The organism is Serratia sp. YC16, from assembly GCF_009707615.1.
Taxonomy (GTDB): domain Bacteria; phylum Pseudomonadota; class Gammaproteobacteria; order Enterobacterales; family Enterobacteriaceae; genus Serratia; species Serratia surfactantfaciens.
This window is the reverse complement of sequence record NZ_WLYN01000004.1, coordinates 31,344-51,100: the sequence shown is the minus strand read 5'-3', so window position 1 is coordinate 51,100 and position 19,757 is coordinate 31,344. Positions and strand designations below refer to the sequence as shown.

The window sequence follows — 19,757 nt, the reverse complement described above, 5'->3', positions numbered from 1 at the left end:
AAGGCGCAGAACAAAAGAGGATAGCACTGCCATGAGCGAAACAACGCTTGCCACTCCACAGTCCGCCGACGCCGCGCTGGCGGCCGATGAACGCCTGGCAACCAAAGAGGGGCGCAGCCAATTTTGGCGCGCCACCTTCTCCTGCTGGCTCGGCACCGCCATGGAATACGTCGATTTTGCGCTGTACGGCCTGGCGGCCGGCATGGTGTTCGGCGATGTGTTCTTCCCCGAAGCCACGCCGCTGGTCGCGCTGTTGGCCAGCTTCGCCACCTACTCCGTCGGCTTCGTCGCACGGCCTATCGGCGCGTTGGTGTTCGGCTGGATCGGCGATCGCAAAGGCCGCCGCGTAGTACTGATCACCACCGTGGCGCTGATGGGCCTCTCCACCACGCTGATCGGCCTGATCCCGTCCTATGCGCAAATCGGCGTCTGGGCCCCCGCCTGCCTGGTGATCCTGCGCTTCGCGCAGGGGTTCGGCGCCGGCGCGGAGCTGTCCGGCGGCGCGGTGATGCTGGCGGAGTACGCACCGGCCAAACGGCGCGGGCTGGTGGCGTCTATCATCGCCATCGGCTCCAACAGCGGTACCCTGCTGGCATCGCTGGTATGGCTGCTGGTGCTGCAGCTCGACAAAGAAGACCTGATGAGCTGGGGTTGGCGCATTCCGTTCCTCGCCAGCATTCTGATCGCCGGGGTGGCGCTGTATCTGCGCCGTCACGTACGGGAAACGCCGGTTTTCGAACGAGAGCTGCAGCAAAACCACCAGCGCATGCTGGACGCCGCCCATGCCGCGCCAGATACGCGCAGCTACCTGCAACGCACCAAGGCGTTCTGGGTGATGCTCGGCCTGCGCATCGGCGAGAACGGCCCCTCTTACCTCTGTCAGGGCTTTATCGTCGGTTACGTCGCCAAGGTGCTGATGGTCGATAAATCGGTGCCGGCGCTGGCGGTGTTGATCGCCTCGCTGTGCGGTTTTCTGGTGATCCCGCTGGCCGGTTGGTTGTCTGACCGTTTCGGCCGCCGCATCACCTACCGCTGGTTCTGCCTGCTGCTGGTGCTGTACGCCTTCCCGGCGTTCTGGCTGCTCGACAGCCGTGATCCGGCGATCGTCATCTCGGTGATCGTGGTCGGCATGTGCATCGCGTCGCTGGGGATCTTCGGCGTGCAGGCGGCCTACGGCGTCGAACTGTTCGGCGTGAAGAACCGCTACTCCAAGATGGCGTTCGCCAAAGAGCTCGGCTCGATCCTCTCCGGCGGCACCGCGCCGCTGATCGCCACCGCGCTGCTGTCCGGTTTCGGTCACTGGTGGCCTGTCGCCTGCTATTTTGTTGTAATGGCGGCCATCGGCTTAATCACCACCTTCTTTGCTCCCGAAACCCGCGGCCGCGATCTCAACCTGCCGCAGGATGCCGCGTAGCAAGAAGGCGAACAGGATCCCAATTTGGATAATCACTCCGCGCGACGCGTTACCCGCGCCGACGTGGCCCGCGTAGCGGGTACCTCCGTCGCCGTGGTCAGCTATGTGATCAACAACGGCCCGCGCCCGGTGGCGGAAGCCACCCGGCTGCGCGTGCTGGCGGCGATCGAGCAAACCGGCTACCGCCCGAACGATATCGCGCGGGCGTTGGCCTCCGGCAGTACGCAAACCTACGGGTTGGTGGTGCCGGATATTTCCAACCCGTTCTTCGCCACGCTGGCGCGAGCGCTGCAGCAAGAGGCCTTCAGCCGCGGCCGCGTGTTGCTGCTGGGCGACGCCGGCGACGACCGGCAGCGCGAGTATGAGCTGATCAACAACCTGTTACGTCGCCAGGTCGACGGCCTGCTGTACACCAGCGTCGATCGCCACCCGTGGTTCGATCTGATCCGTGCCTCCGGCACGCCCTGCGTGATGATTGACACCATCGACCGCCAGGCCGACGTCTGCGCCATTCGCGTCGACGAACGCGACGCCGCCTGCCAGGCAACCCGCCATCTGCTGCAGCACGGCTATCGTGATATCGGCATTTTTATCGGCCCGCTGACCATGCTCAACGCGCAGGATCGCCTGAACGGCTGGCGCGATGCACTGCTGGAAGCGGGCATCGCGCCGCGCGACGAGTGGATTTTCGAGGTGCCCTACACCCGCCAGGGCGGCTACCAGGCCACCCAGCGCCTGGTGCGGGGCCCGCGCCCACGCGCCATTTTCACCTCTAACGAACAGCAGGCGCTCGGCTGCCTGTCGGCGCTGGCGAAGCATGGGCTGCGCGCACCGGACGATCTGGCGCTGATCTGTTTTAATGGCACGCAGCAATCCGAATTCAGCGTGCCGCCGCTCAGCGCGGTCGAGCAGCCGATCGACGCCATGGCCAAGCGGGCCATCGCCATGCTGGCCGCCGGCGCCGTACCCGCCGAGCCGCACGAATTCGCTTTTCAACTGCGCATCCGCCGCTCGTGCGGCTGTTAGCGGTTTTTCAGGACACCTTATATGCGTTTGATCATTGATTGCGATCCCGGCAACGGCGTTCCCGGTGCCAACGTTGACGACGGTCTGGCGCTGGCCCTGGCGCTGGCGGCCAAACCGCAGCTGCAGCTGGAGCTGATCAGCATCGTGGCCGGCAACACCCCACGTGAAGTGGGCTTTGCCGTCGCCACCGATCTGCTGGCGCAGAGCGGCTATCAAGTGCCCCTCGCCCTCGGCGCAGCGCGCGCCCTGAGCGAACCGCCGGAGCCGTGGCGCGCTCATCTGGACCGCCCGATCGCCGATCCGAAACTGGCGGCGCTGTGGCGCGGCCTGCCCACGCCTTCTTTCGCCAATGCGCCCGCACCGGACGCCGCCATCGCCATCGGTGAGTTGATCTGCCGGCATCCCGGCGAGGTCACGTTGGCGGCGATCGGTCCGTTGACCAACGTTGCGCACGCCATGCAACTTTACCCGCAGATGGCGCAGGCGGTGAAAGAGATCGTCATCATGGGCGGCGTGTTCAACGTTGAGGGGTACATCAAGGACACCAATTTCGGTTTGGATCCGGAAGCCGCGCGGCTGGTATTGAACAGCGGCGCCAATATCACGCTGGCGCCGCTGGACGTCACCACCCAGACCATGCTGACCCAGGCGGATCTGGCTACTCTGACGCAACCGGATACGCCGCTGTGCCGCTATTTACGCGCCACCACGCAGCCGTGGATCGACTATTCGCGCCATACGCGGCGCCTGCCGGGCTGCTGGATCCATGATGCGCTGGTGATCGCCTGGCTGCTGGAACCGCAGCTGGTCACGACCGAAATGTTCCATGTGGATGTGGCGCTGGAAGGAGCGTTGACGCGCGGCAGCTCACGCCGCTGGCGGCCGGACAGCCTGCGCCTGACGGTCGGCATGCCGCCGCCTCCGGGCAAGCCGGTGCGCATCATGCAGCAGGTGGACAACGCCCGTCTGCTGGCGCTGATCGGCGCAACGCTGGCGCGCGGATGAAAAAAGGTGCGCCAAGGCGCACCAATCATCGAGCCAGCATCGGCAGCGCCGGGTGTTACCCCTTGCCTTTAACGCTGCTGATAAAGGTTTTACGCGCGGTGGTCGAGCCCAGCTTTTCGGCCTCATTCATCAGCTTCAGCGCCTTGTCGATATCGCCCGCCTTCACCGCCTGTTTGATGCCGTTATTGAAGTAGCTTTCGGTATCGTTGAGCATCGGCTCCGTCGGTTTCTCCGGGGTCGGTGCCCGCGCGGCGGCCGGGGCGTTTGAACCCACCACCACCGGCGCCACGGTCGGCGCAGGCTGCAGCATGCCAATCATCACGTTGCCGGTGCCCTGTTCGGCGGTCACTTTGAGCTTCAGCGTGCCGGTCGTCGCATGGCCGGCGATCGGATCCGGGATATCCGGCACCGCGTTGCCCACGCCCTGCGCGTAGGCCTTGGCCGGGTTGGTCAGCTGCGTGGTCTTCGCCAAATCCTGACGGGTGGTGTACACCAGCAGGTAAATCTGTTTTTGACCGAGCGCCGGCGTCAGTTTCAGCGTGCCTTCGAGACGATCGGAAGACATCGCCCCCGGCGGCTGATACGGGAAGTAGCTGCTCGGGTAATACGCCGCCGGGCGCAGATGCTCGTCCAGCACCAGCACGCTCGGCGCGTACAGCGAATTGTTTTTGGCGAGGCTGCTCAGCGTCACTTCCAGCGAACCGCGATCGGCCGGCAGCGTATAGGCGGCGATCGCCCCCTGAATCTCGCCCTGATTGAGCTGCGGGCTGACGGCGTCGAGCTTCACCTCTTGCGACACCGGCGGCTGCAGCGGCTGCCACGGCAGGCTTTGCAGCGTGGCGGCGCTGATGGCCGGCGCGACGGAGACATTGGCCGGCGTATCGGCGTTGGCCGCCAAAGGCGCGCCGACGGTCAGCGCCAGCGACAGGCAGAGTGACAGCAGATTCTTTTTCATCGTTATAGCCTCTTTCAGCGCCGCGAAGGATCAGGCAAGAGATCCGGCTGCGGCGAATGCGGTTGGGGGAGAGCCTGCGGCCCTCCCCATCCTGTCGTTACCACCAAATTTCCATCTGGGCGCCGAAGGTGACTTCGTCATCCTTGCCGCGGCTGAAGGTATGCATGCTGGTGTCGTTGTAAGCGGTGCCGGCGTTATACCCGGTATCGTCACTGGTGGCGTAACCCCATTTCTCATCCCACTTGGCGTAGGTGGCGAACAGGCGGATGGCCGGACGCGACCAGATGCTGTTGCCCGCCTGCCACTGCTGCGCCAGGGTCACTTTGTACTGCCCGTTGCGATCGCCGGTGCGCTGGGATTTAACGTTGTCGTAGCCGGCTTCCAGCAGGGTGCTCATGATCGGCGTCCATTTGTACATCGGGCGCACGCCCACGGTGTACCAGGTGGTACCGTTGTTGTTGTCGCGGTCGATATCCTGGAACATGGCGACGTACATCAGCGCCCATTGATCGTTGAAGTCGATGGCACCGTGATCCAGCACGCGGATCATCTTGCCATTGTTATCGATGGTGGCGCCTTCGTTGCGGCCGTTGTTCTGCGAGGTCATCGAGTCGGTGGCGTACTGCAGCACGAATTTGTTGTAGCCATTCAGAATGCTCTGCGTGTGTTCCGCAGTGAACATCCAGCCGTCTTTACTGGCGCCATCCGCCAGGCGGTAGTTATCCTGCGCATTGGCGCGGCCGTAGTCCACGCCGAGCTCCAGGGTGCCGCCCGGGTTCAGCTCCAGCCCGGCCAGGCGCACGTCGAAAGTATCGTTGACGGTCGGACGCTGTTTCCATTCGTTATCCAGGTAGCCGTAAGAGCCGCCGGATTCGGAGTTGCGGGTCACGGCAGCGGACAGCTTGCCGAAGCCCAGATCGATATTTTCCAGACCGGCGCCCGGGCCGGAGATATCCCAGTAGTAGAAGTCGATCATGTGAACGTCATGACGCTGATAGAAACGCTTACCGGCCCACAGCGTGGAGCCTGGCAGCCAATCGATCAGGTTTTTACCCTGCACGTTGACTTCGCGGAAGCCCGGGGTCACGTCTTCCCAGTCGGAACGCTGCGAGACCGAATAGGCCAGGTTGGTGTCGAAATAGAAGCTCTTGTCGCCTTCTTTCCACACTTCCTGCCCCAGTTTCAGTTCGGCGTAGGTTTCGCATTCGTTGCCGAGACGGTACTTGCTCGCGGCGCCGGTGGCCTTGAAGCACTGTTGCTCACCGCCGCTGCCGGTCCAGCCGATGCCGGAACGGGCGTAACCGTGGAAATCCACGGCCAGCGCCTGGGTGGAGAGAACACCGGCGGCGACAGCCAGTGCCAGAGGAAGTTTGCGCAGAGTAGTCATCATTATTCTCCTGTTATACCGACTTTGATGCTTTAAACGCCCGGCTCCTGGTGCAGCCGTTTACATGCCGTACCGTCTTCACGGAACAGGTGGCAACGGTGAGGCGGCAGGCCGATGGCGAATGTGGCACCTTCTTCTACCAGCACCACGTCGTTCTGGCGGTACACCAGGTTTTGACGGATGGCCGGGATTTGGATGTGGATTTGCGTCTCGTTGCCGAGCTGCTCCACCACCTGTACGTCGCCGGTAAGCCGCACTTCAGAGGCTTCACCGGGCAGCAGATGTTCGGGGCGAATGCCCAGTGACAGGTTGGCGCCGGGCTGAACGCCCGCGCCCTCCACCGGCAGCCACACCAGCTGACGGTTGGGCAGTTCAACCTGCACCTGCCGTGATTCCGCTGCGGTCACCTTGACCGGCAGGAAGTTCATCTTCGGCGAGCCGATAAACCCGGCGACGAAGCGGTTGGCCGGATAGTGGTACAGTTCCAACGGCTTGCCGACCTGCGCCACGCGCCCGGCGTCGAGCACCACGATCTTGTCGGCCAGCGTCATCGCTTCGACCTGATCGTGGGTGACGTAAATCATGGTGCGCTGCAGGCGCTTGTGCAGGCGGGAGATCTCGATGCGCATCTGCACCCGCAGCGCGGCGTCGAGGTTGGACAGCGGCTCGTCGAGCAGGAACACGTCCGGCTCGGCCACCAAGGTGCGACCGATCGCCACGCGCTGGCGCTGCCCGCCGGACAGCGCCTTCGGCCGCCGATCGAGCAGGTGCGCCAGCTGCAGCACCTCGGAAACCTGATTCACCCGTTGATTGATCTCCGCTTTCCTGGCGCCGGCCAACTTCAGGCCGAACGACATGTTGTCCGCCACCGACAGGTGCGGATACAGCGCGTAGGACTGGAACACCATGCCGATGCCGCGCTCGGAAGGCGGCACCTCATTCATGCGTTGGTCGCCGATCAGCAGATCGCCGGAGGTGATGTCCTCCAGCCCGGCGATCATGCGCAGCAGCGTCGATTTGCCGCAGCCCGACGGCCCGACAAACACCACAAACTCGCCGTCGTCGATGGTCAGATTGACGTCTTTGGAAATCACGGCCTCACCGAAGGCCTTATAAACGCTGCGCAGTGTGACGCTAGCCATGCGTTACTCCCCTGCTTTCGCAGTTAACATGTCGTGTGAAAATGGCGGAGGCAAAGCCCGCCAAAACCCATTGATGACCCTCTTGCTGCGCGCCGTGCTGCCATGCCAACGGCAAGGTCGCCTCAGACGGCGCGGCCGCCTGAGTATAAGGCTGCAGGTTTATCAGCGCTTCAAGGCATTGATCCTGATGGGTAATAAGTAAGCGCACCACGCCATCCCGCTGGCTGATCGCGTTCAGCTCGCCGCGCTGGAACAGCGGCGAACGGCGCAGGGCCAGCAGCGCCTGGCAGTAACGTAAGGTGGAATGGCTATCGTGCTGTTGGCGGCTGATGGCCAGCTCGCGGTGTTCGATCGCCACCTGCTGATACCAGCTGATTTCGCCGGCGGTGACCTGTTCGGGGGCTTCATGCCACGGCATCGGCGTTTGCGCACCGCGCGGATCCTGCAGGCCGGCGGCGTGCGGCAGCCCCAGCTCTTCGCCCTGATACAGGCAGATCGGCGCCGGCAACATCGCCAACAGGGTGAGAAAAGCGGTAGCGGAACGCAGGTCGCCCTGCCCCCAGCGGCTCACCACCCGTGGCTGATCGGCGTCGCCGGTGCTCCACAGGCTGTCCGCCAGCGTCGCGCGGCGGGCGTACAGCACCGCCACCAGCTTCTCCGCGCTGAACGGCATCACGTCCAGCGCCAGCGCGCCGTGGGCGAGCCGCTGCGGCGCGACGGCATTGCAAACGCGGTTGGCTTCATCGCCATACCACAGCGTCAGCCCTTCGCCCGTCACCGCCGCCTCGACCTCCGGTGCCAGCATCTGCGGCAGCAACAGACCGTCGATAGACAGCGCTTTCAGGTAGGGCAGCGCCGCCAGCATGCCGTGCGCGTCACCCACACCGTCCCCGTTTCCGTCACGGAAACTGGCCGGATGGATCCGGTACAGGGTGGGCTGAGTGGCGATAGGCATTGGTGACATAAATCCGGTATCCCTGCTGCGCGTGGCGTTGAAAATCAATGGGGCCGATAGTGCGGGAGTCGCCGGAAAGGGTAATCATCCGTAACAGGATTTTTCATGGGGGAGGAGACGGGAGGATGAGAGAACGACCGCAGCGATGAGAAGTTCCGCGCCGAGGGCAAATCTGTGATCAAGCTGGCAAAAATCGCCCCCCTATTTTGTGCCTGACGCCACAGAATAGAGCGCAACGTTAACTGGATCACACTCCTCATCTCAGGGGCGTAGAGGGGGGGAGGATGAGAATATGTCGCGTTGTGACCCACTATGATCGCGAAACGTCTCTCCTTGATTTATGTGCCCACAAAAAGAAGGACTGGATTATGACTCGCAGCATTACCCTCGCCCGCACGCTGGCGCTCTCGGCACTGGCCACCCTGGTGCTCTCTTCTTCCGCCTTCGCCAAGATTGAGGAAGGCAAACTGGTTATCTGGATCAACGGCGACAAGGGCTATAACGGCCTGGCCGAAGTCGGCAAGAAATTCGAAAAAGACACCGGCATCAAGGTCACCGTCGAGCATCCGGACAAGCTGGAAGAAAAATACCCGCAGGTGGCCGCCACCGGCGACGGCCCGGACATCATCTTCTGGGCCCACGATCGCTTTGGCGGCTATGCGCAGTCCGGCCTGCTGGCCGAAATCCACCCGTCCAAAGCCTTCCAGGACAAGCTGTTTCCGTTCACCTGGGACGCCGTGCGTTACGACGGCAAGCTGATCGGCTATCCGATAGCCGTCGAGGCGCTGTCGCTGATTTACAACAAAGACCTGGTCAAACAGCCGCCGAAGACCTGGGAAGAGATCCCGGCGCTGGACAAACAGCTGCGCGCCAGCGGCAAAAGCGCCATCATGTGGAACCTGCAGGAACCCTATTTCACCTGGCCTATCATCGCCGCCGACGGCGGTTATGCCTTCAAGTATGAAAACGGCAAATACAACATCAAGGATGTCGGCGTCGCCAACGCCGGTTCGCAGGCCGGTCTGCAGTTCATCGTCGATCTGGTGAAAAACAAACACATCAACGCCGATACCGATTACTCGATCGCCGAAGCTGCGTTCAACAAAGGCCAGACGGCGATGACCATCAACGGTCCGTGGGCCTGGAACAACATCGAACAGAGCAAAATCAACTACGGCGTGACGCTGCTGCCGACCTTCAAAGGCAAACCGTCCAAACCGTTCGTCGGCGTGTTGACCGCCGGTATCAACGCCGCCAGCCCGAATAAGGAGCTGGCGACCGAGTTCCTCGAAAACTACCTGCTGACCAACGAAGGGCTGGCGGACGTCAACAAAGACAAGCCGCTGGGCGCGGTGGCGCTGAAGTCTTATCAGGAGGCGCTGGCTAAAGATCCGAAGATCGCCGCCACCATGCAGAACTCGCAAAACGGGGAAATCATGCCGAACATCCCGCAGATGAGCGCCTTCTGGTACGCCGAACGCAGCGCGGTGATCAACGCCGTCAGCGGCCGTCAGACGGTGAAAGCCGCGCTGGACGACGTGCAGACCCGTATCACCAAGTAATGACGTCGTGCGGGGCGCCACGGTGCCCCGCCATTGCTTCACAGAAAGGAACGCCCTATGCAATTCGCTCACGCCGGGACGCCTGCGCGTAAAAAATCGAAGTGGTGGCAAAGCGACGCGCTGAAATGGCTGGTAGTCGGCCTGTTCAGCCTGGTGACCTGCTACCTGATTGTGTTGATGTATGCACAGGGTGAATACCTGTTCGCTATCCTGACGCTGATCCTGGTCAGCGCCGGACTTTACGTCTTCGCCAACCGCCGTGCCTACGCCTGGCGCTATGTGTATCCCGGCGTCGCCGGCATGGGACTGTTCGTCCTGTTCCCGCTGATCTGCACCATCGCCATCGCCTTTACCAACTACAGCAGCACCAACCAGCTGACCTTTGAGCGCGCGCAATCGGTGCTGATGCAGCGCCAGTTCCAGAGCGGCAAAACCTTCACCTTCGGCCTCTACCCGGCGGAAAATCAGCAATGGCGCCTGCAGTTAACCTCGCCGGACAGTGAACAGCCGTTGATTTCCGAGCCTTTCCGCCTCGACGCCGCTGCACCGCAAACCCTGGCATTGACCACCCAGAGCGCCGCACCGCAGGGCGAGCGTGCCACGCTGCGGGTGATCACCCAGAACCGACAGGCGCTGAGCCAGCTGGTGGCGCAACTGCCCGACGGCGGTGAACTGCGCATGAGCTCTCTTCGCCAATTCTCCGGCACCCGCCCGCTGTATGCGCTGGACAAAGACGGCAGCACGCTGACCAATAACCAGACCCAGGTGCGCTATCGGCCGAACGGCGACATCGGCTTCTATCAGGCGATCAACGCCGACGGCGGCTGGGCGCAAGAAACCCTGAGCCCAGGCTATACCGTCACCACCGGCTGGAAAAACTTCCTGCGGGTGCTGCAGGACGAGGGCATCAAAAAACCGTTCGTGTCGATCTTCATCTGGACCATCGTGTTCTCGGTGATGACGGTGATCCTTACCGTAGCGGTCGGCATGGTGTTGGCCTGCGTGGTGCAGTGGGAGGCGCTGAAAGGCAAGGCGATATATCGCGTGCTGCTGATCCTGCCCTATGCGGTGCCGTCGTTCATCTCGATCCTGATCTTCAAAGGCTTGTTCAACCAGAGCTTCGGCGAGATCAACATGATGCTCAGCCATCTGTTCGGCATCAAACCGGCCTGGTTCAGCGATCCGCTCACCGCCAAGAGCATGATCCTGATCGTCAACACCTGGCTCGGCTACCCGTACATGATGATCCTGTGCATGGGGCTGCTGAAGGCGATCCCGGACGATCTGTACGAGGCCTCGGCGATGGACGGCGCCAACCCGTGGCAGAACTTCTTCCGTATCACCTTCCCGCTGCTGATCAAACCGCTGACGCCGCTGATGATCGCCAGCTTCGCCTTCAACTTTAACAACTTCGTGCTGATCCAGCTGCTGACCAACGGCGGCCCGGACATGATCGGCACCACCACGCCGGCCGGCTATACCGATCTGCTGGTCAGCTACACCTACCGCATCGCCTTCGAAGGCGGCGGCGGGCAAGACTTCGGCCTGGCGGCCGCCATCGCCACGCTGATCTTCCTGTTGGTAGGCGCGCTGGCGATCCTGAATTTGAAAGCCAGCAAGATGAACTTCGATTAGGGAGAATAACGATGGCCATGGTTCAACCCAAATCCCAGCGCCTGCGGCTGTGGATCACCCATATTTTGATGCTGTGCTTTATCGCCCTGATCATGTTCCCGCTGCTGATGGTGGTGGCCATCTCGCTGCGTTCAGGCAACTTCGCCACCGGCAGCCTGATACCGGAAACCCTCTCCTGGGATCACTGGCGGCTGGCGCTCGGCTTCAGCGTCACCCACGCCGACGGCAGCGTGACGCCGCCGCCGTTCCCGGTGCTGCTATGGCTGTGGAACTCCATCAAGATCGCGGCGATCACCGCGATCGGCATCGTGACGCTGTCCACCACCTGCGCCTACGCCTTCGCCCGCATGCGCTTTCGCGGCAAGAGCACCTTGCTGAAAAGCATGCTGATCTTCCAGATGTTCCCGGCGGTGCTGTCGCTGGTGGCGCTGTACGCCCTGTTCGATCGCCTGGGACAGTACATTCCGTTTATCGGTCTGAACACCCACGGCGGGGTGATCTTCGCCTACATGGGCGGAATCGCGCTGCACGTCTGGACCATCAAGGGCTATTTCGAAACCATCGATAACTCGCTGGAAGAGGCGGCGGCGCTGGACGGCGCCACGCCGTGGCAGGCGTTCCGTCTGGTGCTGTTGCCGCTGTCGGTGCCGATTCTGGCGGTGGTGTTCATTCTGTCGTTTATCGCCGCCATCACCGAGGTGCCGGTGGCGTCGCTGCTGCTGCGCGATGTGAACAGCTACACGCTGGCGGTGGGGATGCAGCAATATCTCAACCCGCAGAACTACCTGTGGGGCGACTTCGCCGCTGCTGCGGTGCTGTCGGCGATACCGATTACCGCCGTGTTCCTGCTGGCGCAGCGCTGGCTGGTGGGCGGCCTGACGGCCGGCGGCGTGAAGGGGTAATGTGTGCCACTGCAGTGCGTTGGATGTCTTTCCTTATCTTTTACCCTATGGATTTCAAGTTACAGCTAGCGAGTGCAGTCAACAACGCTGTAGCTTGAAAGACGACGGGTAATTATATCCTGTGTCTTTGGCGGCCATTGGCCGCCATTTTTATCTCCGCTATTCCCGTTTCAGCCGATCGGTGTTGGCCAGATAGAGCGTCACCACCAGCACCAATATCGCCGCGGCGTAGATCAGGGTATCGATGGGATTCTTGTGATCCACGATAATCAAACGAATAATCGCGGTAATGCCGATATAAATAAAATAGCGCAGCGGGAAATGATAACCCGACTCAAAATACTTGACGATCAAGGCGATAAATTCAAAGTACAAGAAATAAATCACGATGCCTTCAATCAACAGGTATGAAGAAGACTCTTCGCTATTGATAAAGAGCACCTTCGCCAGGTGAATGGTCTCCTTGACCAGAAACACCACCAGAATTGCCGCCAGCAGCAGCAAGCCTACGTTCAGCACCCGCTGCAGCCCTTTCGCTATCATGATCGAACGCGACGTTTTTGCCATAAAACCTCTCTCTGAATACCGCTAATATGATTCAACCGTGCCAATATAGGCATTGTCTTAAAAATCATGCCCCGTGCGAAAGCACTTTAAACCCCATTTAATTCATAAAGTTATAATAAGATGTTTCTGGCTTATAGATTTGTAGCAAATCGAAATGTCAACTATCATGGGTCACAGAGATCTTTACATAAAACCAATAACCTCGAATTAACAAGGGAATTCTTTATGCGCGCTAAACTTAACGGACTGGTCGCTGCGGGCCTGTTTACCTGTGCATTGTCCGGCCACGCCGCCGGCCTGGTAACCCCTGACAACGATCTGCGTAACGATCTCGCCTGGCTGTCTGACCGTGGCGTCATCAACGTCAGCCTGTCCACCTGGCCGCTGAGTCAGGAAGAGATCAGTTCCGTTATCGCGCAGGCCAAGCCGGTCACCAATACCGAGAAAAACGTCATCGATCGCGTGCAGCGCCGTGTCGATGCCTTGAAAGCCAACATCCGCGTCAGCGGTTACGCTTCGACGGATAAGCCCGGTACCCCGCAGGGCTTCGGCCAAAATGAGTACGCCGACGATCGCCTGACCATCGGCGCCGGCGCCAACGGCGAGTTCTGGGACGTACGTCTGCAGGGCTCGGTGGAAGGCGACCAGCGCGTCAGCGACGGCTCCAAATTCAATATGAACGGCTCCTACGGCGCGGTGAAAATCTGGAACCAGTGGCTCTCCTTCGGCGAAGTTTCCCAGTGGTGGGGCCCTGGCTACGACGGCAGCCTGATCCGTTCCGACGCCGCACGCCCGGTGGCGGGCTTTATGCTGCAGCGCGCCGATCAATCGCCGTTTGAAACCCCGTGGCTGTCGTGGATCGGCCGCTGGCAATACCAGCTGACCGCCGGCCAGCTGTCACAGTACAGTTCCGTACCACACACCAAACTGATCGGCGCCCGCTTCACCATGATGCCGACCGATTTCCTGGAGCTGGGCGCATCGCGCGTCATGCAGTGGGGTGGGGAAGGCCGGCCACAATCCTGGAGTTCGTTCTGGAAAGGCGTTAGCGGCCGTGATAATGATGATTCCGGCAGAGGTGATGATCCGGGCAACCAGCTCGCCGGCTTCGACTTCAAGCTGAAAATGCAGCCGTTGATCGGCATGCCGGTCAGCCTGTACGGCCAGTTGGTGGGCGAAGATGAGGCAGGCTATCTGCCGTCGCAAAACACCTATCTGCTCGGGTTGGAAGGCCACCCGGAATGGGGCCCGACCACCATCAACTGGTATATCGAAGGGTCAGACACCCGTTCGGATATGAGCCGTAAAAACTATGTGTACAACCACTACGTTTACAAAGGCGGCTATTACCAACAAGGTTATCCGCTGGGCCACGCCATGGGCGGCGACGGCCAGATGTTGTCCGGCCGCGTCGAGTTGGTGTTGGACGACAGCCAGCGTTGGAGCACCCGTCTGGTATACGCCAAGGTGAACCCGCTGAGCCAAAGCATCAACAAGGCATTCCCGAAATCCGATACGCTGAAGGGCATTCAGGTCGGCTGGGGTTACACCTTCCCGTCGCAGGTTAAGTTCGACACCAGCCTGTGGTACACCGACAACGATCACAGCACCGCCGATGACGTTGGCGCGGGCGTCAGCTTCGAAGTGCCGATCAACCTGTAATTTTCTGCAGACGTAAAAAAACCCGCCGCGGCGGGTTTTTTATTGGCTTCAACTCAGTCGCTTAACGCCATTCCTTGAAGCGGTTGATCAGCGCATTGGTCGAGCTGTCGTGGCTGCTGATTTTCTCGCTGCCCGCCAGTTCAGGCAGGATACGGTTAGCCAGCTGTTTGCCCAGCTCCACGCCCCACTGATCGAAGGTGAAGATGTTCAGGATCGCGCCCTGGGTGAAGATCTTGTGCTCGTACAGCGCGATCAGGCTGCCCAAGCTGAACGGCGTGATTTCGCGCAGCAGGATCGAGTTGGTCGGGCGGTTGCCTTCAAACACTTTGAACGGCGCCACATGCTTGACCTGCTCAGGGGTTTTACCCTGCGCCGCGAACTCGGCTTCCACCACCTCCAGCGATTTGCCGAACGCCAGCGCTTCGGTCTGCGCGAAGAAGTTGGACAGCAGTTTGGCGTGATGATCGCCCAGCGGGTTGTGGCTGATGGCCGGCGCGATGAAATCGCACGGCACCAGCTTGGTGCCCTGGTGGATCAGCTGGTAGAACGCGTGCTGGCCGTTGGTGCCCGGCTCGCCCCAGATGATAGGGCCGGTCTGGTAATCCACCGGGTTGCCGTTGCGATCGACGTACTTGCCGTTGGACTCCATGTTGCCCTGCTGGAAGTAAGCGGCAAAACGGTGCATGTACTGATCGTACGGCAGAATGGCTTCGGTTTCGGCACCGAAGAAGTTGTTGTACCAGATGCCGATCAGCGCCAGCAGCACCGGCAGGTTTTTCTCCGCCGGCGTCTCGGCGAAGTGCTTATCCATGGCGTGCGCGCCGCTCAGCAACTGCTCGAAGTTGTCATAACCGATGGACAGCGCGATCGACAGACCGATCGCCGACCACAGGGAGTAACGGCCACCGACCCAGTCCCAGAACTCGAACATGTTGTCGGTATCGATGCCGAACTCAGCCACCGCTTTGCCGTTGGTAGACAGCGCGGCGAAGTGCTTGGCCACGTGCTGTTGATCGACGGCGCTGCTCAGGAACCAGTCGCGCGCGCTGTGGGCGTTGGTCATGGTTTCCTGGGTGGTGAAGGTTTTGGAGGCCACCAGGAACAGCGTGGTTTCCGGGTTCAGCGGCTGCAGCGTTTCGGCGATGTGGGTGCCGTCAACGTTGGAGACGAAGTGCATGTTCAGGTGGTTTTTATACGGGCGCAGCGCTTCGGTCACCATGTAAGGGCCGAGATCCGAACCGCCGATGCCGATGTTCACCACGTCGGTGATCGGCTTGCCGGTGTAGCCTTTCCACTCGCCGCCGATGACGCGCGCGCAGAACTGTTTGATCTTGGCCAATACCGCGTTCACTTCCGGCATCACGTCTTTGCCGTCGACCAGGATCGGGCTGTTGCTGCGGTTGCGCAGGGCTATGTGCAGCACCGCGCGATCTTCGGTGCGGTTGATTTTCTCACCGGCAAACATCGATTTGATGGCGCCGTGCAGATCGGTTTCTTTCGCCAGCGCCTGCAGCTTCTCCAGGGTTTCCTGCGTGATACGGTTCTTGGAATAGTCCACCAACATTTGGTCGTTGAAGGTCGCGGAGAACCTGGAGAAACGATCGCTGTCCTGGGCGAACAGGTCGGCGATCCGTACGTCTTTCATCTGTGCATAATGTTGCTGCAGGGCTTGCCAAGCAGCGGTTTGACTAGGATTGATATTTTTCATAGCAACACTCTTAGGCTTGAGAATAAAAATGACGCGTTTGTCCGATTGTAGCCTGTTCGACTGTGATTATGATCTCTTTTCTTGCGATAGGCGCTAACTGTCAACGCATTGCCGCCTCGTTTCAGCTTTCACTCTATACTTTTGGCTAACGGCCTGTTATCGGGGTTGCCGAATTGTCATCAGGCTGTGTCATCGTTGCTCATTTCGTCATTTGAAAGGGATCTCGCTTATGGAATTATCCGCCCCGCTCATGTTGGTGCTTATCGGTCTGGCGTCGCTGCTGGCGCAGTGGCTGGCCTGGTTGCTGCGCCTGCCGGCCATTTTGCCGCTGTTGCTGTTCGGCATCGTGCTCGGCCCAACGGTGCATCTGGTGCAGCCGGATCTGCTGTTCGGCGATCTGCTGTTTCCGCTGGTGTCACTGTCGGTGGCAATCATCCTGTTCGAGGGAGCGCTGACGCTGCGTTTCGAGGAGATACGCGGCCTCGGCGGCGTGGTGCGCAACCTGGTCACCGTCGGCATGCTGGTCACCTTTCTGGTCATCAGCCTCGCCAGCTGGTGGCTGCTGGATTTCCCGCCGGAGCTGGCGGCGCTGATCGGCGCGGTGACGGTGGTAACCGGGCCGACGGTGATCGCCCCGCTGATGCGCGTGGTGCGGCCGAACGCCAACATTAACCAGGTGCTGCGCTGGGAAGGGATCGTCATCGATCCGGTCGGTGCCATCTTCACCCTGCTGGTGTTCGAGTTCATCGTGCTGAAGCAGAATGCCGAATCTTATACCCACCTGTTTTGGACGCTGGGCGTGACCGCCGCCGTCGGGCTTATCGCCGGCGCGCTGTTCGGCTACCTGCTCGGCCTGGCGCTGCGTCGCGTCTGGCTGCCGCGCTACCTGCAGAACCTGGCGGTGCTGGCTATTATGCTGACCGCCTTCGGCGTGTCCAACGCCATCGCCGACGAATCCGGCCTGTTGACCGTCACGGTGATGGGCATCTGGCTGGCCAACATGCGCGACGTGGACACCAGCGATATTCTGGCGTTCAAAGAGGAGCTGTCGGCGATCCTGATCTCGGCGCTGTTCATCATTCTGGCGGCGCGGCTCGACATCCAGGCGCTGTGGAACATGGGGTGGCCGCTGCTTTTGCTGCTGCTGGCGGTGCAGTTCATAGCCCGGCCGCTGTGCATCGCGGTGTCGACCTGGCGCTCTTCCCTGCACTGGCGCGATAGGCTGCTGCTGTGCTGGATAGCCCCGCGCGGCATCGTCGCCGCGGCGGTCAGCTCGCTGTTTGCGCTGACGCTGCAGCGCAGCGGTTATCAAGGCGCCGACCGGCTGGTAACCGTAGTGTTCGCCATCATCATCGGCACCGTGGTGCTGCAAAGCCTGACCAGCAGCATGATGGCGCGCTGGCTGCGCGTGCAGCAGCAGAAACCGCGCGGCGTGCTGATCGTCGGCGCCAACAGCGTGGCGCGCATGCTGGCGCAGGCGCTGATCAAGCTGAACGTGCCGGTGATCGTCACCGACAGCAGCTGGGAATATTACCGTCAGGCGCGCATGGAAGGCATTCCGGCCTACTATGGCCACGCCTACTCCGAACACGCCGAGAACTATCTCGATCTGAGCAATATCGCCCAGGTGCTGGCGCTGTCGCCGAATCGCCACCAAAACGCGCTGGCGGTTTATCACTTCGGTCACCTCTTCGGCGAGGATCACGTGTTCGCCATCCGTTCGGGGGCGCCGTTGAAAGGACGCGGCGCCAGCGCGGAAAGTTCGCGTTTTCGCCGACATGAAATTTTATTTAATCAAGAAGCCACCTACGGCCGCCTGAGCAGCCTGCTCGCCAGAGGCGCCACCATCAAGGCGACCAAATTGAACGAAAATTTCGGTTGGCTGGAGTATTTGGAGAAACATCAGGGCGTTATTCCGTTATTCAGCCAAAAGGAAGACGGTTCTCTGCAACCGATTGGCGCCGGTTCCACGCCCGCGATGCCCTGTACGCTTATCGCGCTGGTACAAGATGAAAATCCCTCAACGTCTGTACGTTGACAGAATGGCGATAACCGGCTATTCCTAACAGCCTACTTGCGCACCCGGTGCGCAAGCCAGAAGAGGCGCGTCGCCCAGGTAGAGTGTCAGAGGAGCCGTTTCTCCGTTGACGGCACCCGAGGGGGAGCGACGCCGAGGTAGGGTAATGGCCGGCCATTATCGTATCGACTACAGGGGCTGAATCCCCTGGGTTGTCACCAGGGGATCGCCCACAGGGCGATCGACAAGGTGGGGCGCTTCTGGGTGTATCGTAGCCTGACCTCTACGCCTGCCCCCTGTTTACCGCTCTCCCCTTGTGCCAAGGCTATGGAATTACAGTGCCCCCAAACGGGCATCCCTGACACGAGGTTTCTACATGAACCAAGCAGTACCCCAGAATTCCACCGTGGTGGCCAAGTTCGGCGGCACCAGCGTCGCCGACTTTGAAGCCATGAACCGCAGCGCCGACGTCGTGCTGGCCAACCCACAGGTGCGCCTGGTGGTGTTGTCCGCTTCGGCGGGCGTCACCAACCTGTTGGTCGCCCTGGCCGAGGGTTGCGAGGCCGACAAGCGCAACTACCAGCTTGATGAAATTCGCCGCATCCAGTACGCCATCCTCGATCGCCTCACGGCGCCGGCGGTGATCCGCGACGAGATCGACCGCCTGCTGGAAAACATCGCCATGCTGTCGGAGGCCGCGTCGCTGGCCACCTCGACGGCGTTGACCGATGAGCTGGTCAGCCATGGGGAGCTGATGTCCACCCTGCTGTTCGTTGAAATCCTGCGCGCCCGCAACGTGCAGGCCGAATGGTTCGACGTGCGTAAAGTGATGCGCACCGACGATCACTTCGGCCGCGCCGTGCCGGACAGCGCCGCGCTCAGCGAACTGGCTCAGGCGCAATTGCTGCCGCGCCTGCAGGAAGCGCTGGTGGTCACCCAGGGCTTTATCGGCAGCGAGCCGAAAGGCCGCACCACCACGCTCGGCCGCGGCGGCAGCGACTATACCGCCGCGCTGCTCGGCGAAGCCCTCGGCGTCAGCCGGGTGGATATCTGGACCGACGTGCCGGGCATCTACACCACCGATCCGCGCGTGGTGCCGGCGGCCAAGCGCATCGACAAAATCGGTTTCGAAGAGGCGGCGGAAATGGCCACCTTCGGTGCCAAAGTGCTGCATCCGGCCACCCTGCTGCCGGCGGTGCGCAGCGACATTCCGGTGTTCGTCGGCTCCAGCAAGGATCCGGCGGCCGGCGGCACGCTGGTGTGCAACACCACCGAGAATCCGCCGCTGTTCCGCGCGCTGGCGTTGCGCCGCAAGCAAACGCTGCTGACGCTGCACAGCCTGAACATGCTGCACGCACGCGGTTTCCTGGCCGAGGTGTTCAACATTCTGGCGCGCCACAATATCTCCGTCGATCTGATCACCACCTCGGAAGTCAGCATCGCGCTGACCATGGACACCACCGGCTCCACCTCCGCCGGCGCCAGTCTGCTGACGACTTCGCTGCTGACCGAGCTGTCGTCGCTGTGTCGGGTGGAGGTGGAAGAGAATCTGGCGCTGGTGGCGATCATCGGCAACCAGCTGTCGCGGGCCTGCGGCGTCGGCAAAGAGGTGTTCGGCGTGCTCGATCCGTTCAATATCCGCATGATCTGCTACGGCGCCAGCAGCTATAACCTGTGCTTCCTGGTACCGGGCGAAGAAGCCGAGCAGGTGGTGCGCGCCCTGCACCACAACCTGTTCGAATAAGTCATTACCCCTGATTGCGGGCGCAGCACGCTGCGCCCCTGCGTCTAAAAAATCCGTTCAAAACCTGCAGGGGTTC

Annotated in this window: 15 protein-coding genes and 1 riboswitch; of the genes, 9 read left to right on the top strand and 6 right to left on the bottom strand. The window is 61.3% G+C overall.

All coding sequences use genetic code 11. The features are described from left to right. The first annotated feature begins 31 nt into the window (after positions 1–31). From GKN89_RS14550 to GKN89_RS14540, 3 genes are read left to right on the top strand one after another with little or no spacing between them, the layout of a single operon-like run. Positions 32–1,414, top strand: a complete 1,383-nt coding sequence (locus tag GKN89_RS14550; protein WP_019453226.1) for an MFS transporter — start codon at positions 32–34, stop codon at positions 1,412–1,414. 24 nt (positions 1,415–1,438) lie between these two features. Next, positions 1,439–2,440, top strand: coding sequence for a LacI family DNA-binding transcriptional regulator (locus GKN89_RS14545; protein ID WP_154747261.1), 1,002 nt, complete (start codon positions 1,439–1,441; stop codon positions 2,438–2,440). A gap of 21 nt (positions 2,441–2,461) precedes the next feature. Further along, complete coding sequence (locus GKN89_RS14540; RefSeq protein WP_154747260.1) at positions 2,462–3,445, top strand: nucleoside hydrolase; 984 nt, start codon at positions 2,462–2,464, stop codon at positions 3,443–3,445. Positions 3,446–3,500: 55 nt separating this feature from the next. Here the strand turns inward: GKN89_RS14540 and malM are convergent, their stop codons facing one another. The 4 genes from malM to GKN89_RS24530 form a co-directional block, all read right to left on the bottom strand. After that, positions 3,501–4,400, bottom strand: a complete 900-nt coding sequence (gene malM / locus GKN89_RS14535) for a maltose operon protein MalM (protein WP_154747259.1) — start codon at positions 4,398–4,400, stop codon at positions 3,501–3,503. Positions 4,401–4,497: 97 nt separating this feature from the next. Further along, positions 4,498–5,787, bottom strand: a complete 1,290-nt coding sequence (locus GKN89_RS14530) for a maltoporin (protein ID WP_304621493.1) — start codon at positions 5,785–5,787, stop codon at positions 4,498–4,500. 32 nt (positions 5,788–5,819) lie between these two features. Then, the gene (gene malK, locus GKN89_RS14525) at positions 5,820–6,929 is read right to left on the bottom strand and encodes a maltose/maltodextrin ABC transporter ATP-binding protein MalK (protein WP_063918663.1); all 1,110 of its coding nucleotides are present in this window, start codon (positions 6,927–6,929) and stop codon (positions 5,820–5,822) included. Continuing rightward, positions 6,922–7,893 (bottom strand): alpha-amylase family glycosyl hydrolase, encoded by a 972-nt coding sequence (locus tag GKN89_RS24530; protein ID WP_154747257.1) that lies wholly within the window; start codon positions 7,891–7,893, stop codon positions 6,922–6,924. The genes malK and GKN89_RS24530 overlap by 8 nt, the downstream gene beginning before the upstream one ends. 359 nt (positions 7,894–8,252) lie before the next feature. On the opposite strand from GKN89_RS24530, the gene malE reads away from it, so the two are divergent. From malE to malG, 3 genes are read left to right on the top strand one after another with little or no spacing between them, the layout of a single operon-like run. Beyond that, the gene (gene malE / locus GKN89_RS14515) at positions 8,253–9,446 is read left to right on the top strand and encodes a maltose/maltodextrin ABC transporter substrate-binding protein MalE (RefSeq protein WP_019453233.1); all 1,194 of its coding nucleotides are present in this window, start codon (positions 8,253–8,255) and stop codon (positions 9,444–9,446) included. Positions 9,447–9,503: 57 nt separating this feature from the next. Continuing rightward, entirely contained in the window at positions 9,504–11,081 is a 1,578-nt protein-coding gene (gene malF / locus GKN89_RS14510) for a maltose ABC transporter permease MalF (protein ID WP_019453234.1), read from the top strand. Positions 11,082–11,092: 11 nt separating this feature from the next. Further along, positions 11,093–11,983 carry a maltose ABC transporter permease MalG gene (gene malG / locus GKN89_RS14505; RefSeq protein WP_004936696.1) on the top strand — a complete coding sequence of 297 codons (891 nt, stop codon included), beginning with the start codon at positions 11,093–11,095 and terminating at the stop codon, positions 11,981–11,983. A gap of 159 nt (positions 11,984–12,142) precedes the next feature. Here malG and psiE read toward each other — a convergent pair whose 3' ends face one another. Continuing rightward, entirely contained in the window at positions 12,143–12,550 is a 408-nt protein-coding gene (psiE, locus tag GKN89_RS14500; protein ID WP_015379238.1) for a phosphate-starvation-inducible protein PsiE, read from the bottom strand. Between the two features lie 225 nt (positions 12,551–12,775). Here psiE and GKN89_RS14495 point away from each other — a divergent pair, with 225 nt between their 5' ends. Further along, entirely contained in the window at positions 12,776–14,212 is a 1,437-nt protein-coding gene (locus GKN89_RS14495) for a capsule assembly Wzi family protein (RefSeq protein ID WP_019453235.1), read from the top strand. Positions 14,213–14,273: 61 nt separating this feature from the next. On the opposite strand, the gene pgi is transcribed toward GKN89_RS14495, so the two are convergent. Then, a complete protein-coding gene (gene pgi, locus GKN89_RS14490; RefSeq protein WP_063918661.1) occupies positions 14,274–15,920 on the bottom strand; it encodes a glucose-6-phosphate isomerase in 1,647 nt (548 codons plus the stop codon). A 229-nt stretch (positions 15,921–16,149) separates the two neighbouring features. Here pgi and GKN89_RS14485 point away from each other — a divergent pair, with 229 nt between their 5' ends. Further along, positions 16,150–17,958, top strand: a complete 1,809-nt coding sequence (locus tag GKN89_RS14485; protein WP_019453237.1) for a sodium:proton antiporter — start codon at positions 16,150–16,152, stop codon at positions 17,956–17,958. 52 nt (positions 17,959–18,010) lie between these two features. Beyond that, positions 18,011–18,205, top strand: a riboswitch (Lysine riboswitch). 108 nt (positions 18,206–18,313) lie between these two features. Beyond that, on the top strand, positions 18,314–19,681 hold the full coding sequence (lysC, locus tag GKN89_RS14480; RefSeq protein WP_025160141.1) for a lysine-sensitive aspartokinase 3: 1,368 nt from the start codon (positions 18,314–18,316) through the stop codon (positions 19,679–19,681). Positions 19,682–19,757 lie beyond the last annotated feature (76 nt).